16 protein-coding genes are annotated in these 17,742 nt (G+C 45.3%); 5 read left to right on the top strand and 11 right to left on the bottom strand.

The features are described 5' to 3' along the window. From RYL88_RS05585 to groES, 5 genes are all read right to left on the bottom strand, one after another. A partial coding sequence (locus RYL88_RS05585) for a glycosyltransferase (RefSeq protein WP_314989643.1) occupies window positions 1–482 on the bottom strand: 482 nt, incomplete at its 3' end. Then, window positions 479–1,672: a UDP-N-acetyl-D-mannosamine dehydrogenase gene (wecC, locus tag RYL88_RS05580; protein WP_314989641.1), complete on the bottom strand. Its 1,194-nt coding sequence runs from the start codon at window positions 1,670–1,672 to the stop codon at window positions 479–481. The genes wecC and RYL88_RS05585, both read right to left, overlap by 4 nt. Continuing rightward, window positions 1,672–2,817 (bottom strand): non-hydrolyzing UDP-N-acetylglucosamine 2-epimerase, encoded by a 1,146-nt coding sequence (gene wecB, locus RYL88_RS05575; protein ID WP_314989640.1) that lies wholly within the window; start codon window positions 2,815–2,817, stop codon window positions 1,672–1,674. Before wecB ends, wecC begins: the two co-directional genes overlap by 1 nt. 316 nt (window positions 2,818–3,133) lie before the next feature. Beyond that, window positions 3,134–4,768, bottom strand: coding sequence for a chaperonin GroEL (gene groL / locus RYL88_RS05570; RefSeq protein WP_002946741.1), 1,635 nt, complete (start codon window positions 4,766–4,768; stop codon window positions 3,134–3,136). Window positions 4,769–4,790: 22 nt separating this feature from the next. Continuing rightward, window positions 4,791–5,051, bottom strand: coding sequence for a co-chaperone GroES (gene groES / locus RYL88_RS05565; protein WP_002946739.1), 261 nt, complete (start codon window positions 5,049–5,051; stop codon window positions 4,791–4,793). A gap of 173 nt (window positions 5,052–5,224) precedes the next feature. Between groES and RYL88_RS05560 the strand changes: the two genes are divergently transcribed. Together RYL88_RS05560 and RYL88_RS05555 are read left to right on the top strand one after the other, a co-directional pair. Beyond that, window positions 5,225–7,822: a hypothetical protein gene (locus RYL88_RS05560; RefSeq protein WP_314989637.1), complete on the top strand. Its 2,598-nt coding sequence runs from the start codon at window positions 5,225–5,227 to the stop codon at window positions 7,820–7,822. A 454-nt stretch (window positions 7,823–8,276) separates the two neighbouring features. Continuing rightward, complete coding sequence (locus tag RYL88_RS05555) at window positions 8,277–9,029, top strand: hypothetical protein (protein ID WP_314989635.1); 753 nt, start codon at window positions 8,277–8,279, stop codon at window positions 9,027–9,029. 131 nt (window positions 9,030–9,160) lie between these two features. On the opposite strand, the gene RYL88_RS05550 is transcribed toward RYL88_RS05555, so the two are convergent. Genes RYL88_RS05550 through RYL88_RS05525 form a run of 6 tightly spaced genes read right to left on the bottom strand, consistent with a single transcriptional unit; the run spans window position 9,161 to window position 14,914 of the window. Next, window positions 9,161–9,799 carry a tetratricopeptide repeat protein gene (locus tag RYL88_RS05550; protein ID WP_314989633.1) on the bottom strand — a complete coding sequence of 213 codons (639 nt, stop codon included), beginning with the start codon at window positions 9,797–9,799 and terminating at the stop codon, window positions 9,161–9,163. 9 nt (window positions 9,800–9,808) lie between these two features. Beyond that, window positions 9,809–10,456 carry a tetratricopeptide repeat protein gene (locus RYL88_RS05545; RefSeq protein ID WP_314989631.1) on the bottom strand — a complete coding sequence of 216 codons (648 nt, stop codon included), beginning with the start codon at window positions 10,454–10,456 and terminating at the stop codon, window positions 9,809–9,811. Between the two features lie 9 nt (window positions 10,457–10,465). After that, a complete protein-coding gene (locus RYL88_RS05540; RefSeq protein ID WP_314989629.1) occupies window positions 10,466–11,092 on the bottom strand; it encodes a tetratricopeptide repeat protein in 627 nt (208 codons plus the stop codon). Window positions 11,093–11,145: 53 nt separating this feature from the next. Then, window positions 11,146–11,751 carry an NUDIX hydrolase gene (locus RYL88_RS05535; RefSeq protein WP_314989627.1) on the bottom strand — a complete coding sequence of 202 codons (606 nt, stop codon included), beginning with the start codon at window positions 11,749–11,751 and terminating at the stop codon, window positions 11,146–11,148. Next, complete coding sequence (gene mgtE, locus RYL88_RS05530; RefSeq protein WP_314989625.1) at window positions 11,736–13,109, bottom strand: magnesium transporter; 1,374 nt, start codon at window positions 13,107–13,109, stop codon at window positions 11,736–11,738. Before mgtE ends, RYL88_RS05535 begins: the two co-directional genes overlap by 16 nt. After that, on the bottom strand, window positions 13,109–14,914 hold the full coding sequence (locus tag RYL88_RS05525; RefSeq protein ID WP_314989623.1) for a peptidoglycan DD-metalloendopeptidase family protein: 1,806 nt from the start codon (window positions 14,912–14,914) through the stop codon (window positions 13,109–13,111). The genes mgtE and RYL88_RS05525 overlap by 1 nt, the downstream gene beginning before the upstream one ends. A gap of 114 nt (window positions 14,915–15,028) precedes the next feature. Between RYL88_RS05525 and RYL88_RS05520 the strand changes: the two genes are divergently transcribed. The 3 genes from RYL88_RS05520 to RYL88_RS05510 form a co-directional block, all read left to right on the top strand. Continuing rightward, complete coding sequence (locus RYL88_RS05520) at window positions 15,029–15,745, top strand: plasminogen-binding N-terminal domain-containing protein (RefSeq protein ID WP_314989621.1); 717 nt, start codon at window positions 15,029–15,031, stop codon at window positions 15,743–15,745. After that, window positions 15,745–17,127 (top strand): FAD-linked oxidase C-terminal domain-containing protein, encoded by a 1,383-nt coding sequence (locus RYL88_RS05515; protein WP_314989619.1) that lies wholly within the window; start codon window positions 15,745–15,747, stop codon window positions 17,125–17,127. Before RYL88_RS05520 ends, RYL88_RS05515 begins: the two co-directional genes overlap by 1 nt. Next, window positions 17,127–17,742: YihY family inner membrane protein (locus RYL88_RS05510; RefSeq protein ID WP_314989617.1), on the top strand; the 616-nt coding region annotated here is incomplete at its 3' end. The genes RYL88_RS05515 and RYL88_RS05510, both read left to right, overlap by 1 nt.

The raw sequence follows: 17,742 nt of genomic DNA, 5'->3' as shown, positions 1-17,742 counted from the left end.
ACAGTATCCACCCCCATTAAATTCATTAATTTATAAAAGCCCAATGCAGTTACTCTTTTAAAAAAAGAATCAGACATTCTATCGTTCCTGATACCGAGTACAACATCGCATCCATTCGCGTAAGAATCAGTAAAATGTATCATAGATTTTTCATCTTGTTGCAAATCTGCATCAATAGAAATTAGGCAATCGCATTTATCTTCTACATACTCTATTCCTGCCAATAAGGCGTTTTGATGGCCTTCGTTTTTAGAAAGTTTTATGCCTTTAGTGAATAAATTTGTAGCACTAGACGATTTTATTATATTCCAAGTACCGTCCTCACTACCATCATCGACGTATAAAATAAAACTATCGCTTTTAATCTTTTTTTTATCGATTAAATTTTCTAGAGTCTCGCTCAATCTTTTTATGGTTTCGCCTAAAACCTGCTCTTCGTTATAACAAGGAACGATAATTGCCAATTTAGGGATATTTCTCATCTAAAAATCCCACAAAAATCCAAAACTTCTTTTTCTATTTTTAGTTCTTTAAATTCTTTATGCGTTACCAAAAATACGACTATATCAGCGATATCTACTGCTTTTTCGTAGTTTATTATTTCAAAATCCTTGTGCGATTTTATATTCGGCTCGACGGCTAAAATTTCAAATCCTTGATTTTTTAATTCACGAGTAATAAAAACCGCAGGCGACTCTCTAAGGTCGTCTATATCGGGTTTAAACGCAAGCCCCATGCAGGCTATCTTAGGCTTTTTGCCGTCCTTTAGCTCAAATTTTAAAGCGACGTTTTTTATCTTTTCGATCGCCCACTGCGTTTTGTGATTATTTACCTCTCTGGCTGTTTTGATAAGCTTTGCGTCATCGCCACCCGCATGCACGATAAACCACGGATCGACGGCTATACAGTGTCCGCCCACGCCGCAACCTGGATTTAGGATATTTACGCGTGGATGACGGTTTGCTAGCGAGATGAGCTCCCAGACGTTTATGCCGAATTTATCGCACAAAACGCTAAGCTCGTTTGCAAATGCGATATTTACGTCGCGAAACGAGTTTTCGGTGAGCTTTGCCATCTCGGCGGTTTTCGCGTCGGTTTGCAAAATCTCGCCCGCAACGAAAGTTTTATAAAATTCGGCTGTTTTTTTTGCGGCTTCTTTATTTAAACCGCCTACGATTCTGTCATTTTGTACGAGTTCTTTTAAAATTTTACCGGGCAGTACTCTTTCTGGGCAGTGAGCGATGTAAATTTTAGAGATATCTACGCCGCTATCTTTGAGGATTTCGCCTATTTTTTCGGTAGTTCCCACGGGCGAGGTCGACTCTAAAATCACGATATTTTCGTCCCTAACGAATGGCGCTATAGACTTACTGGCGCTTACGACGTAGTTAAGATCGGGCACGTATCCGTCGCAAAAAGGCGTAGGCACGGCTATGATAAAAACATCGGCTAAATCAGGCTCTAAGCTTGCCCTTAAATTTCCGCTATTTACCGCGCCTTTGACGAATACGTCAAGCTCAGGCTCTATGATATGGATTTTACCTTGGTTTATCGTATCTACCGTACTTTGCACTACGTCTACTCCGCGCACTTTGTAGCCTTTATTTGCCAAAAGCGCCGCAGTAGGCAGTCCTATATAGCCAAGCCCCATAACGCAAACATTTTTTATCATCATCTCTCCGATCTTAAATTTTTTATAAATTCTACTATCTTAATGCTAGCTTTACCGTCGCCGTACGGGCTTCGCGACTGAGACATCTTTTGATAAATTTCGTCGTAGTCGAGTAAAATTTGAGCCTGAGATACTATATTTTTCTTATCAACGCCGACGAGTTTTACCGAGCCGGCCTCTATAGCCTCGGGTCTTTCGGTTATATTTCTCATTACAAGCACCGGTTTACCGAGGCTTGGCGCTTCCTCTTGTATCCCGCCGCTATCTGTTATGATAAAATACGCCATACTCATCAGATAAACAAATTCGCCGTACTCTAGAGGCGCTATCAGGCGGACGTTACCAATACCGGATAAAATTTTCTTTACGGGCTCTTGGACGTTTGGATTTAGATGAACGGGATAGACTATATCGACATTTGGATTTTTGATCGCTATAGTCTTTAGAGCCTCGCAGATATTTATAAATCCATCGCCGAAATTTTCCCTTCTATGACCGGTTACGAGTATGATTTTTTTACCGCGGCTAGTATCGTATTTTGCATTTAGCGAGGTTAAAATTTTATCTTTTAGCGCGTTATCTTTTTGCATCCTTTCAAGCAGCAAAAAAAGCGCGTCAATAACGGTATTTCCGGTTACTACGATATTTTCTGGACTTTTATTTTCTTTTATAAGATTTTGTTTTGATAAATTTGTAGGGGCAAAGTGATAGCTTGCGATTATGCCGACTAGCTGCCTGTTTATCTCCTCAGGAAAAGGCGAATAAATATCCCCCGTTCTTAACCCCGCCTCTACGTGGGCTACCTTGATCTGCTTGTAAAAAGCGGCCAAAGAAGCTATACTAGCAGTAGTAGTATCGCCGTGGACAAATACTATATCCGGTTTAAACTCGTCTAAAACATCTCGCATCTTTAGCAAAATCCTAGATGTCAGATCATACAGATCCTGTCCCGCTTGCATAATGTCCAAATCATAATCTGGAACTATGTCAAACATCTCAAGAACTTGATCTAACATCTGTCTGTGTTGAGCCGTGACGCAAACCTTGACGTCAAATTCGCTATATTTTTTAAATTCTTTTATCAAGGGCGCCATTTTTATGGCTTCCGGTCTGGTGCCAAAGACTATTAGTATTTTTTTTATCATTAAATCATTCTTTCCAGCCTAGCATTCGCCAAATTCGGATTTTCCATTTAAATTTAGCCGCCTTAAAAGATCGCCCTTACGCTAGATTCGGAACTATTTTATACAAATTTCAGTTAAATAATAATTAATTTTAAATCATTTTTAGACGTAGGAATTTATGCGTATATTTTGGACGTTTTAGCCGCTTAAGCCTAAAATCTCGTCAAATTTACGGCCGCTAGAAGATTTAAAGTAGGTTTAAATTTTTAGTAAATTTAAGAGTCGTCTTTGCGAGAAATCCTGCGGAAAGCCAAAGCCCTCCGCAGATAAAGGCGTATTACATCATTCCGCCCATGCCGCCCATGCCGCTCATATCAGGCATCGCAGGCATCGGTTTATCCTCTTTTAGCTCGCTTATGGTAGCTTCAGTGGTTAAGAGCAAGCTCGCCACGCTAACCGCGTTTTGAAGAGCCACACGCTCAACCTTGACCGGGTCGATGATGCCGGCTTTAAACATATCCACATACTCGCCCGTAGCCGCGTTAAAGCCATAGTTGTCGTCTTTGCTAACGCTTACGGAGTTTGCTACTACGCCCGCGTCAAAGCCCGCGTTTTCAGCGATCTGGCGTAGCGGAGCGGTTAGTGCGCGTCTTACGATATCTGCACCGATAGCTTCGTCGCCGCTTAGTTTTAGATCTACTTTTGCGCTCGCTTTGATAAACGCAGCGCCGCCGCCTATCACGATGCCCTCTTCTACGGCCGCCTTAGTCGCGCTTAGAGCGTCATCCACACGGTCTTTTTTCTCTTTCATCTCGGTCTCGGTAGCTGCTCCAACCTTGATAACCGCTACGCCGCCGCTTAGCTTAGCTAGGCGCTCTTGTAGTTTTTCTTTGTCGTAGTCGCTCGTTGTTTCCGCGATTTGAGCTTTTATCTGGATGATTCTAGCGTCGATTGCCGACTTCTCGCCTGCGCCGTTTACAATAGTCGTATTGTCTTTATCGATGATGACGCTTGAAGCCTGGCCTAGGTCGCTTAGAGTTGCGCTTTCTAGCGTTCTGCCTAGCTCTTCGCTCACCACTTCGCCGCCGGTTAGTATCGCGATATCCTCAAGCATCGCTTTTCTTCGATCGCCAAAGCCGGGAGCCTTAACCGCAGAGATGTTTAGCACGCCACGAAGCTTGTTTACTACTAGCGTCGCAAGCGCCTCGCCCTCGATATCTTCAGCGATGATTAGTAGCGGTTTACCCGTTTTTTGGATCTGCTCGAGCACGGGTAGCAGGTCTTTTAAATTCGTAATCTTCTTATCAAATAGCAAGATAAACGGATTGCTTAGCTCGACCTGCATCTTTTCGGCGTTCGTGATGAAGTACGGGCTTAGATATCCGCGGTCAAACTGCATACCCTCGACCACGTTTAGCTCGTCGTGGATAGATTTTGCTTCCTCGACGGTAATGACGCCGTCTTTGCCGACTTTTTCCATCGCGTCAGCGATCAGTCCGCCGATAGCAGAGTCCGAGTTTGCCGAGATAGTCGCTACTTGCGCGATCTCTTTTTTATCGGTTACTTTGCGCGATAGGTTTTTTAGCTCGGCGATTATAGCTGCGGCCTCTTTATCCATACCGCGTTTTACCTCGACCGGATTTGCGCCTGCGGTGATGTTTCTTAAGCCCTCTTTAAAGATAGAGTGCGCCAAAACCGTAGCCGTAGTCGTGCCATCGCCAGCCTCGTCGTTTGTTTTGCTAGCGACCTCTTTTACTAGGCCTGCGCCCATGTTTTCTAGAGCGTCTTTTAGCTCGACCTCTTTAGCTACGCTCACACCGTCTTTGGTGATAGCAGGAGCGCCGAAACTCTTTTGCACTAGCACGTTTCTGCCGCGAGGCCCCATCGTTACTTTTACCGCGTCGTTTAGTTTTCTAACGCCTTCATATAGTCTATTTCTAGCCTCGTCTGAAAAAAATATCTCTTTTGCCATCTTTTTTTCCTTTAAATTTAGATTATTTTAAAACGCCTAAAACATCTTCGATTTTTAGAACCAAATATGTTTTACCATCAAGCACGACCTCGGTGCCGCCGTATTTAGCGAAAACCACGCTATCGCCCACGCTCACGCCTTCTACCTCGCTTGATACCGCCAAAACCTTGCCGCTTAAAGGTTTTTCTTTTGCATTATCGGGTATAATGATGCCCGAAGCGGTCGTTTTGACGTCCTCAAGACGCTCGACTAAGACTCGTTTGCCTAACGGTTGAAAATTCATGATTCATCCTTTATGGTTTGATTTTACTTTTTTAGCACTCTTTTGTTTTGAGTGATGAAATTATAGTCAAATTTTTAGAATTTGTCAATAATTTAGCTAAAATTCTTAACAAGTCTTAGTATAATCGGCTCAAGTTTCATAATAAAATTAAACTAAATCTAAAAGGATAGACGATGAAAATTTTAGGCGCTCTGCTCGGACTGGTTTTTGCTTTGCTTATCGCGGCTTACGTTGCGGCCTTTACGGATTTTGGCAACGGTTTGGTTAAGCCGTATGCCCAAAATTTGATTAAAGAAAAAAGCGGATTTGACGTCAAATTTGATAAATTTCAGATCCGTCCGACGAGCGTAGATATCGTAGCTAACGTAAACGGCGAGATCGCGGCGAACGTAAACGGCGGGCTTTCGATTTTCTCTCAAAGCCTCGACCTAAAATACGACGTCGCCGTTAGCGATCTAAAAAGCCTGGGCGTCAAGCTAAGCGAAGCTATGAAAATCTCAGGCATCGCAAAGGGCAAATTTAGCGATTTCACCGCTAGTGGAGTAGGCCAAATGCTAGGCTCAAACGTTAGCTTTGACGCAAATTTAAAGGACTACAAGCCGCTTTCTTTAAAGCTAGACGCTAAAAATTTACAGGTCGAAAAAGCTCTAGCTCTAGCCGGCCAGCCTATCTACGCGCACGGTAAGATCTCCGCCGTAGCAAATATAGTAGAAAGCGGCGGCAAGCCAAACGGCACCGCAAATATCGATATCTTAGATGTCAAAACCGATAACGCGCTCATCGCAAAGGATTTTAACGTCACCCTGCCGTCAAATTTCGCCGCAAACGGCAAAATCGTAGCCGACGTTAAAGACGGTATCGTAAACGCCAAAAGCGCGGTGATCACGCCGCTAGCGACCATCGGCAGCGACAAGACGATCTACGATCCAAACTCAAACACCCTAAGCAGCGACGTCAAACTCATCGTGGACGATCTGGCTAAATTTGAGCCCGTCGTGGGGCAAAAGCTTAGCGGTGCGTTTAAAGCAAACGGCAACGTCATAGCCACCGCCGGCGAGCTAAAAAACTTCGACGTCAAGATCGAGGGGTTCGGCGGTAACGTCGATGCGGTGCTAAACGGCGGCAAACTCATAGCCAAAATCAGCTCGCTAAAGCTTGACGAACTCGTTAAAATCGCCGCTTTCCCGGCATTTGTCGGCGGAACGATCAGCGGCGAAGCGGTACTAAACGACGTCCACAACACGCAAAATATCTCTGGCTCTGTCAAGCTCGCTACAAAAAACGCGCGGCTAAATCCGGCCGAGCTAAAACAGGTCGCAAAGAAGATAAATTTGAGCAAACCTCTAGCCTTTGAACTAAATGCAAACGCCGACGTGGCAAGCTCGAAAGCCAAATTTAACGCCTCGCTAAACTCCGAACTTCTAAAACTAAAGAGCCTAAGCGGCGTTTACGGACTGGACGACAAAAACGTGGACGTCAAATTTGACGCGGGCATCGATGATCTGGGTAAATTTGAAGAGCTAATCGGCAAAAAACTATCGGGCAAAGTGGACGTCAAAGGCGCGGCGAAGCTCGCAAAAGGCGCGCTTAGCGAGCTAGGTCTAAACGCAAACGCTCTAGGCGGCAAGATAGATGCAAACCTCAAAAACGAAAAACTCACGGCAAATTTAAGTGCACTTTCGCTCAAAGACGCATTTACGCTGGCTGCGCTGCCAAACTACGCCGACGCCGTGATCGACGGATCCGTAAATCTAAGTGGACTGGATCCGAAAAATCTCAGCGGTACGGCTAAATTTAACCTCAAAAACGGTATCGTAAACAGCGCCGTCGTAGCAAAGGAGCTGGATAAACGCTTCCCAAGCGGCACGAAATTTGACGCCAATGCAGACGTCGCCATAAACGGCGGCAAGGCTAAATTTGACGCGGTAGCAAACCTCGTCTCAAACGCGAACAAGAACCTAATAGCGCTAAAAAATCTAAAAGGCGACTACGAGCTTGAAAGCGGCTCGGCGAAGGCGGACTTTGAGCTTAACATAAGAGAGCTAAAAGAGATCGAGTTTTTGGTCGGAAGGCCGCTTTACGGGCCTTTGCTAGTTATCGGCGATGCGACGAAAACGGGCGAAAAGCTAAGCGCGAACGTAAATTCGCGGCTCTTTAACGGCGATCTTAAAGCAGTCTTAAAAGACGATATCTTAAACGCAAATTTAAAAAGCTTCACCGCCAAAGGCCTCACAGACTTTTTGGGTCTCTCGCACGTCTACGACGGCACGGGCGATATGACGATGGATTACAACCTCGCCTCGCAAAAAGGTAAATTTGACGTCACGGTAAATGACGGCAGGCTTGCAAAGACCGATTTTACCGAGCAGGTAAGAACCTTCACGGGACGCGACATAACAAGCGAAATTTATAAAAATAGCAAAATAAAAGGCACGATAAACAAAAACCTCATCGACTTTAACGCCGATATGAACGCGACTAGAAGCCACGTTTCGGTAACTAGCGGCAAATACGACATGGCAACCAAGGCCGTAAACGTGCCGATCAAGATGAACTACGAAAAAACCGACATCGACATCACGGTCACGGGCACCAGCGACAACCCGAAATACACGATCGGCTCGGACTACCTAAAAGGCAAGGTGGTTAAGGAGCTGGATAGATTTTTAGATAAGAAATTCGGAAAGGACGACGAAAACGGCACCACGGGCGATGCGAAAAAAGACGCTAAAAAAGATGCGATAAAAGGGCTGCTCAAGGGGCTGTTTTAGGTAAATTTGAGCTAAGCGAGGCGGTAAATTTGATGCCGAATTTGAGTAAAATAAGTTTGGCAAGTGCGGTAAATTTAAGCCGGAGCCCGCTTACTCAGGGTGTTAAATTTGAGCTGCTGCTCAGCTGAATTTGATCGCTCGGCTCTGCGGTTAAATTTACGATTTATCTGACGGCAAATTTAATCCTTTTTGATTAAAGTCGGTGGCACGGCTCGGTACTAAGATCAAAGCTTTAAATTTAAGACCTTACGGGTAGCGAATTTAAAAGATCCCAGGACGCTAAATTTAGATCGCTAAGCTAAATTTAAGTCTGCTTTGAGGATAGATGGCGGGCAAGGCGGCGATGAATTGCCAGCAAGCTCTGCAGCCAGCAAAAAGCTATGAATTTTTGAATTTTATGCGACAAAAAATGATTAATAAAGCGCTAAAGAAGCAATGATTTAAAGGAGTAAATTTGAACGCAGCAGACAATCAGACGCAAAATTTAAACGATAATCCTCAAAACTCAAATTTTGCAAATTTAGGCTCGGATAAATTTGCAAGGGAGTACGATAAGGAGCCTAATTTGAGCCTATTTTCAGCCTTATTAACCCTCGCGCTCGTTGCCATCATTATCTTGATCTCCTTGATTTTTTCTTTGATGAGTTTGGATAGGATTTTATTTAGCTCCATTATTACTATCATAGTTTTAAAGCCTACGTTTAAAGAAGCGTTAAATGCGCCTAAAAACGGCCATTTCAGCTTTGAAAACGGCGCCGTAAAACAGCAAATCACAGACAAAACCATAAAAGAAATCAAGCTTGTCCAGATCTCGGACTTAAGAAAAACATTTGACATCACGGATGATTTGTATCAGATAGAAGCTAACAAATACATCGTTTTCATCGGCCTAGTTTTCGTGCTTTTGGCGCTTAAAAACTATTGCGACGTGATGGGTGTGAATATTTTTGAAATTTTTGCGTTTTTTATCTTCTTATTTTTTACCTCGCTTATCCCGCAGACTATTTTTCATTTTAGATTGGGCGGGCTCAAATCCTGCACGGTTTATAATATGCTTGCTATTTTTTCCAAAAAAGACGGCGTGATAATAAATATTTTGATCTGGGCAAACGACGATTACAAGGAGCTAAAAGAGTATTTTCTGCGCAAGAAAGGGATAAATTTGGATAATGTAAGTAAACAGTTTAAGTTAATAAAATTTAAATAAAATCTATAAAATAACCGCTCGCAAAGTAAAGTCGGTAAAATTTAAAGTAGCATCCGCTGGTAGCCAAATATGGCGCGGCAAATCCAGCCTCGCTCGCGGACTGATTAGATAAGGCCGAGCGAGGCCAAAATTTACTTTGATTTTTTAACAAATTCCCTAAATTTCGCGCAGCCCATATCGTATCCATAGTCGCAAGAAAGGCCGTAAAGCTCCATTGCCTTTTTATCGTCTTTTACGCCTTGATCCGCCTTTTCATGTCCGCGAGCTAGAGCGTAACAGCCCTGTGCGTCTTTGTAGTCGCAAGCTAGTTCGTAGTATTTGCGAGCTTTTTGCGGGTCTTTTGTGCCGCCGTATTCGCCGTTACCGTGCGCGGCCGCTCTCACGCACGCCTCGCCGACTCCGCCCTCGCAGGCTTTTTCGTAAAGTCTCGCCGCCTTTTCGTAATCCGACTCGACTGCGCCCCATAGCGCGTTACCGTCGTAAGCCCCCGCTATGGCCGCGCATCCGTCCATATCGCCTAGCTTGCAAGCTTTTTCATATAGGGTAAATGCTTTTTTGCCGCCGTCCTCGTCGCTAAATTTGCCGTTTTGTTCGCCCAAAAACGCCGCCAAATAGCAGCCTGCGCCGTTTTTATCGCTATTACATGACTTTTCAAACAAATCCATACTGCGCTGGGTATCGTACGCTTTTATATGCGCTTTGGCAGCCTCCTCAAAATCCCCGCCAAAAGCCGCTGCGACTAAAATCGCCGTTAAAACAATCTTTTTCAATCCGCCCTCCTATTTGCTAAGTTTTTTAAATTTAACGCAACCTCGATTAAAGCCGTTTTGGCAAGCTAGGTCGTAAAATTTAGCCGCTTGAGCATCGTTTTTAGGCGTTGCGTCGCCTGATTCATAGATATCTGCCGCATTGTAGCAGCCCTCGCCCTCTCCGGCCTCGCAAGCAAGTTTATAATATTTTAGCGCATCGGTAAATTTAGCGGCGGCGTCGTACTTTTTAGCTATTCTTAAGCAAGCGTCTGCGTTTTTTGTCTCGCAGGCTTTTTCGTAAAATTCAGCCGACTTCTCGCCGCCTGTTTCATCTGCGCCGGTTTCATCTTGCAAAGTCGGCGCGTCGTAAAGGTCGCCGGCCGCCTCGCAGCCCCTCGCGTAGCCTAGCTCGCAGGCGTTTTTATATAGCGCAAGAACCTGCGAAAGTATCTCCGGCTGCACATCTGCGCTATCTTGATCGTAAATCGCAAGCGATTTTATAGATGCCGCAATATAGCAGCTTACGGCGTTTTTATCGCTCTTGCACGATTTTTCGTAAAGCGACGCAGCTTTCTTGCTATTTACGTCTTGCAGGTATTTTTTTGTAGCGATCTCAAAGTCCGTCTGTGCCGACGCTAGAGCGACTAAAAGTAGAGCCAAATAAATTTTCTTAAACATCGCAGATCCTTATTTTTTGTCTTTATAGAGTCGTCTAAACTCGGCGCAAGCGCCCATAGAGCCGTAATCGCAGGCTAAACCGTAAAGTTCATACGCTTTTGCGACGTCTTTTTTTGCGCCGTCGCCTTTTTCGTACATATCAGCTTGTGCGAAGCAACCGTCCGCATCCTCATAGCCGCAAGCCGCCTGATAAAATTTAAACGCCTCTGCTAAATTTCGCTCTACGCCTCTGCCCTCGTCGTAATAACCGGCTAATTTCCAACAAGCCGCGCCTACTCCGCCGCTGCAGGCTTTTTGATAAAGCTGCATAGACTTTTTATCGTCTATCTCTTGACCGCCGCGGCCGTTTTCATAGATTTCGCCTAGGGATTTGCATCCGTCCATATCGCCCATTTCGCAGGCTTTAGAAAACTGCGCAAAGCTTTTGGTAGTATTTGAATCTTTGGCACAGGTATTGTCGTTTCTAAAGCCTGCGGCATAGCCGCCAGCGGCATTTTTCTCCTCGCAAGACTTCTCAAACAACTCTAAAGCCTTATCAAACTCGTTTTGCGCTAGCTCGGCCGCAGCCTCTTCAAATGCGCCCAGCCCAAAAGCCCACACCGCTAAAAATACGGTTAAAGCGATTTTTCTTAGCATTTATTCTCCTTAAATTTAATTCCAAGCAAACCTAGCCCGGTAAATTTGACGCTCTAGCGGTTAAATTTATCAAAAAACCACATAAAAGCAAAAAGTAGTCCCGCAGCCTTGCTTTTACTCTCGTCAAACATAAATTTGCGCGCATCTTTAACCGGCACGTAGGCTAGCTCGATATTTTCGCCGTCTATGCCGCCGCCTTCGCCAACTTTCATATCGTCGTTTATCGCGGCAAAAAACATCGTCTGCCTAGCTCCGCCAAAACCTAGCGCGCCGCGCGTGGAGGTTATGCGCTCTACCTTGCTAGCCGCAAATCCCGTCTCCTCGGCGATCTCCTCGATGACGGTCTGCTCCTCGCTTTTTCCTTTATCCATTAGCCCCGCGCAAAGCTCGTAGGTATAGCCTTCCTCGCCCTCTTGCGTTAAATTTAGCGGCCCCATTTTTGCGCTTTGGATATTAAACCAAACGGCGGGGCGAAACTGCTTAACCAGCAAAAACGCGTCTTTATCCTCGTGATAAAGTAGGGCCGAGACGCTGTCGTGAGCCTTTACGCACTCCCATCTGACGGGCCTTCCGCACAGATCAAACGAAATTTGATACGGCTTTACGTAGCGCGGAGAGGTTAAATTTTCTATCTTGATATTTTTTACAGCAGTATCCATTTTGCCAGTCCTAAAAAGCTAAAAAATCCGACCGTATCGGTAACGGTGGTAAGTAGCACGGCCGAGCCGACGGCGGGATCGATGTTAAATTTCTTTAAGGTTAGCGGTATCAAAGTACCGAAAAATCCGGCAAAAAATAAATTTATAAGCATCGAAGCGCCGATAACCACGCCTAGCATCGGGCGACTAAACCAAATCGAAGCGATGACGCCCATCAAGCAAGCAAAGGTTAGCCCGTTTATGAGCGCGATGCCTACCTCGCGCTTTAGCGCGACGGCGGCGTTTTTAAACTCGATTTCTCCCAAAGTCAGTCGGCGCACGGTTACGGTAAGCGCCTGCGTGCCGGTGTTTCCGCCCATAGACGCCACGATAGGCATCAGCACGGCAAGAGCCACGTAACTAGCGATCGTATCGTCAAAAAGTCCGATGATGCTGGAGCTAATAAGCGCGGTAAATAAATTTACCAGCAGCCAAACGGCGCGCGCGCGGGTAGCCTTTACTAGGCTCGTATCCTCCTCCTCGGCCTCATCGTCGACGCCGGCTAGGTTATAAATTTGCTCCGTGGCGCTTTCTTGGATGTAGTCGTGGATATCGTCGGCGGTTATTCGGCCTAGTAATATGCCCGTGCTACTAGTTACTGCGATGACGTTTAGGTCGTAGTCTTGCACCATGACGGCTACGTCTTGCATGAGATCCATATCGTTTGCGACATGGGGTTTGTAGCGATCGGCTTGCGCTTCCTCTATATTTTGCTTTAAAGTCTTTGAAAAATCAAAAAGTATCAGGTCTTCAAGCGGGATGGCATACTCCAAAACGCCCTCTTTATCGACGATAAAAAGCTGCGAGACGTTTTCTAGCTTGCCCTCTTGCTTTTCGCGCCTAAGCCTAGCTACGGCATTTCCCAGCTTTTCTTCTAAATGCGCGGAAAAAAGCTCGGTTTGCATGTGCGCGCCGGCTCTATCTTCTTCGTAGCTTCTTAGCCTTAAAATTTCGTTTTGATTTTCTCTATCTAGCTCGTTAAAAAGCTCTCTGGCCTTATTTTCGTCGATGTCTTCGATGTATTGAAGCAAATCGGTCGCGTCGTCGCTTTCTAGCTCTTCTAGCGCTTCTACGATCTTTTCTGCGGGTAGTTGCTCGATCACGTCTTTTAGCATGTGATCGGGCATCTCGATGGCTACGTCGCCCAGCATCTCGGGATCTAGCTTTTCTAAATACTCTGTAAAAAGCTCCTCGTCGTGCTTTTTTAGCGTTTTTAGGTGATGGGCTAGATCAGCCGCGCTTAGCTCCTCGTCGATCGTCTCGTTTAGGTGCGAGTCAAGCAGCTCTTTGGCTTCGTTTAATTGCTCGTTTTCTTCCATTATTTACTCTTTTTGTCGCTTGACTCGGCGGTTTTATCTTTTGATTTGGCTTTTTTATCGGCGGTCTGTTTTTGCTTTTTAGACTTATCTTTGCTGGCGTTTACGTCCTTTTTCTTTTTGGACTCGCTTTTTGATTTCTCTTTTTTCTTGTCGTTTGATTTTGATTTTTCTTTATCTTTTGCATTTTTGCTGGATTTTTTAGAGTCCGTTTTTTTATTTTTTTCTTTTTGGGCAGCCGAGCTAGACTCTGTTTTCTCCGTTTTAGTCGCTGCTAAATTTACGGCTTGGCTTGCGTTTACGTCCGCTTTGATAGTTACATTTTGCTCAGATTTTACCGTCAAATTCGTATCGGCCAGGCCGGTTTTGGTTAAATTTACATCCTTTTCATCTTGGGATTTAACTTCGCTTGTTAAATTTACGTCGGTTTTTGCGGTCAAATTTAGCTCCGCTTTCGTCGCGTCATTTTCTTCTGCGCCGATTTTTAGCTCGCTTGTTAAATTTTCGTCCGGCTTCGTCTCGTTAGCTTCGGCTTTTGCGGTTAGATTCGCATCCCTATCAACGCTTGCCGATTTTTCGTCTGTCGCCGTTAGGTTTTCGTCGGTTTTTGGCGTAAATTTAACCTCGCCCAGCTCCGATACGGCGCCAAATTTCTCCTCTTTTTCAGGGATTTCGTCATTAGTAGCGGCATCTTTGATCTTTGCTTCAAACTGCTTTATGTATTTTTGAAATTTAGCGTTTTCCGTCTGGGCAAAGATATTTTTAGCCACCTTTATCTCGTTTTCGGGATTTATCGCATTGCCGTTTTTATAGACGCCAAAGTGTAGGTGCGAGCCCGTACTCATGCCGGTACTGCCTACGTAAGCGATGAGTTGCCCCTGCTTTACTTTTACACCGCTTTGTATGCCCTTAGCAAAGCCGCTAGAATGCGCGTATAGCGTCTCGTAGCCGCCGACGTGCCCTACGATGACGACCTTGCCGTAGCCGCTTTTGGTTCCGACGAATTTAACCGTTCCGTCGCCGGCCGCCTTTATCGGAGTGCCTTTGGGAGCGCCGTAATCCACGCCCAGATGCGCTTTATAACGCTTTAGTATCGGATGATAGCGCTTTGGCGTAAAAGGCGAAGTAATGCGGGCATTTGCTATCGGCCTGGTTAGCAAAAATTTATCGTTTTTCTTACCGCTTTTGTCGTAATATTTGTTTTCGAATTTATACGTGACGTATTTTTTATCGCCGATTTGTATCGACGCCCAGTGTATTTCAGGTACGCCAAACGTTCGTCCGAGCCTAGTTTTTTGCGTGTATTCCATCGCGAGCCTGTCGCCTTTTTTTAGCTTTTTAAACTCGCTTTCCGGCACTTCGCTCTTCATCGCCAGATAAAACCCGTGCGCCAAAGCCGCGCTGCCCGTAGCGTCTTGAATATCTTGCGAAGGCGAAACCGTAATAGGCATACTAAGCACGCGTCTATGCGTCTGATATGAGATCGAGGAAAGCTGAAAATTATACTTTCCGTCGTTATCTTTATAAATTTGCGCTTGGAGTTCTTCGTTTACGGGGATTAGCACCTGGCTTATCCCGCCTTTTTCGTCTCTTAAAATTTGATACGAGACGCCCGCTTTTATCTCACTTACAAACTCCTTATCGTCCGAATCCATATCATAATAAAGAGAAAGCGGGATGGAGTTTTTCTCTAAAAATGTTAAAAACGTATCTCCGTTAGGCCAGCTAAGCTCCTGAACGGTAGGTTGAGCAGGCTCTGCGGCGAATAAATTTACCGTCAGCAGTAAAGCTAATGAAAATTTCCTCATAAATTCCCTTGATTTAAAAGCCGTATTTTACTCGAAAATTACTTACATTTTGCAAAACTAAGGCGCTTTAAGCTATAATGAGCGGCAAAATTCTACATTTTTAGGAGATAGGTTTTGAAAAAATTTCTTTTATTTTTAGCGGCGGCTTGCCTTGGCTTTGCGGCCGAGTTTTCGATGAGGGAGTATAAAACCCCGCTAATAAGCGTGGATGAGGGCGTAGGCACGATCATAGACGGCTCAGATATCGTCGTAGGCAGTAGTGGCGTCGTGATGCATAAATTTGAAGGCTCTCAAAGCTCAATCATCGCCCGCGCCGTAGTCACGCAAAAAAGCGGCGGCTTTGCCAAGGTCAGGTTTGAGGTATTTGACGCGCTAGCGCAAAAGGCCCTGCCTCTGCCGGGAATTTTACCTAAAAGCGGCGACGAGATCATCCTAAACTATCTCTACGACCGCTCGCTCATAGTCGTGCCAAACAAAGAAATTTACGCCGAAGTAATAAACGCGTTTAAAGGCGTTACCTTTATCCACCCAGATATCGTAGGCTCGTACTTAAGCTACGAGTATAAGCCAAATCCTAGCCGAGACGATTTTCGTAAAATGTGCAACCAAAGCGCTGCGGGGCTAATATTTATCGCTATGAATAATGAAGCGCTTTTTGCCGACTGCCAGAGTTTCGAGCCGCTAAAGCGCTTCCAAAGCGGCGCGGTCAAATACTACCAGCTGCCTTTTTATACTCGCGTCAAGGACATCGATACGGTATTTTGGAAATGGGGCTCGGAGCAGATCAGCGACTTTGACCGCCACTACAAAGCTCTCTTGAAAGAAAAATGATGCACGAAAAACACGCTAAATTTTTCGTAAATTTACTAGGCGCGGACAACGCCTACTTCGACGACGCGCACAGGATCGCCTACTGCTACGACGCGACGAAAAAGCGCCATTTGCCAGACGGTGTGCTTTTCCCGCGCCACGAAAAAGACGTTAGCGAGATTTTAAAATACTGCAACGAAAACGGAGTCAAAATCGTACCTAGGGGCGCTGGCAGCGGCTTTACGGGCGGGGCGCTAGCGCACGAGGGCGGCGTGGTGCTTGCATTTGAAAAGCACATGAATAAAATCCTAGAAATCGACATGCAAAACATGGTCGCCGTCGTGCAGCCCGGATGTATAAATATAAATTTACAGCGCGAAGCCGAGAAATTAGGGCTTTTCTACCCACCCGATCCCGCCAGTCAGGACTACTCGACGCTAGGCGGCAACGTCAGCGAAAACGCAGGCGGCATGCGCGCGGCAAAATACGGCATCACCAAAGACTACGTCATGGCGCTACGAGCCGTGCTACCTAGCGGTGAGGTCATAAGAGCGGGCAAACGCACGATAAAAGACGTCGCGGGATACAATATCGCAGGCATTTTAATCGCTAGCGAAGGCACGCTAGCAGTAATAACCGAGATCACGCTAAAACTCATCGCAAAGCCTAAATTTAGAAAAACGGCGATGGGAATTTTCCCTAGCGTAAACGCCGCGATGAACGCCGTTTATAAGACGATGGCAGCAGGCGTAACGCCGGTAGCGATGGAGTTTTTAGACGCGCTTTGCATACGCGCGGTCGAGACTAAATTTAACAAAGGCCTACCGCAAGATGCGGGCGCCTTGCTCATAACCGACGTTGACGGCGATGTTTTGGGCGGCTTAGAGCAGGATCTTGCTACGATAGAGCGAGTGTTTAGAGAAAACGGCGCTAGCGAATTTAGACGCGCCAAGGACGAGAGCGAGCGAAACGACATCTGGTTTGCCCGCCGCAACTGCTCGCAGGCGATAAATATCTACGGGAATTTAAAGCTAAACGAGGACATCACGGTGCCGCGCTCAAAGCTACCAGAGTTGCTCAAACGCATCGGCGGCGTCGCTAAAAAATACGGCGTACAGGTGCCGTGCTTCGGCCATACGGGCGACGGCAACGTACACACTAACGTCATGGTGGTGGACAAAGCTGACCCGGCACAGGTAGAGAGCGGACACAAGGCGATCGAGGAAATTTTTAAGATCGCGGTGGAGCTTGGCGGCACGCTTAGCGGCGAGCACGGCATCGGTATCAGCAAGGCTGAGTTTATGCCGCTTGCCTTTACGCCTGCTGAGATGGAGCTTTTTAGAAGTATCAAAAAGGCGTTTGATCCGAACAATATCCTAAATCCGTTTAAGATGGGGCTTTGATGAATGAGGGCAAATTTAAGATAGCTTGCAAAAAAGCTTTAAATTTAGCTCTTCATTCCCAAGATAAAAGTATTCTACGCTATGCATCGGGGCTTAGTTTTTATACGATTTTATTTATGATTCCAGCGTTTTTACTATTGCTAGGTATTGCCGCAAGGCTTCCTATTTTTAATCAAAGCAAATATTTTGAGGCTCTAAAAAATTTTCTATTTTCCACTTTTTTACCTATAAAGCACAAACTAACGACGCAGCATTTGGAAATTTTTTTACAAAACAGCTTTGAGTTAAATACTATTTGTACCGTAGCCGTTATTTTTGCGTCGATTACTTTTTTTGCCGACTATGAACACGCCGTAAACCGCATTGCAAAAGCCGAGAAAAAATGTAATTTTATATACTCTCTATCAATTTATTGGGCATTAGTGGCGCTTACGCCCATTTGCTTTGGTTTTAGTATTTGTTTGTCGTATTTAGTAGACAAAATACTCCATTCTATGGCTGTAGATATAAATTTACTAAATTTTCTCTCGTTTATGTGTATTTGGGCGATGTTTTGTCTATTTTACCTTGTATCGGCCAACAAAAAAATCAAATTTAAAAACACCGCACCAAGCT

Origin of the sequence: uncultured Campylobacter sp. (genome assembly GCF_963517995.1) — a bacterium.
Lineage (GTDB): Bacteria > Campylobacterota > Campylobacteria > Campylobacterales > Campylobacteraceae > Campylobacter_A.
Note: the sequence above shows the minus strand (reverse complement) of the source record. Positions and strands in the feature narration are given on the sequence as shown.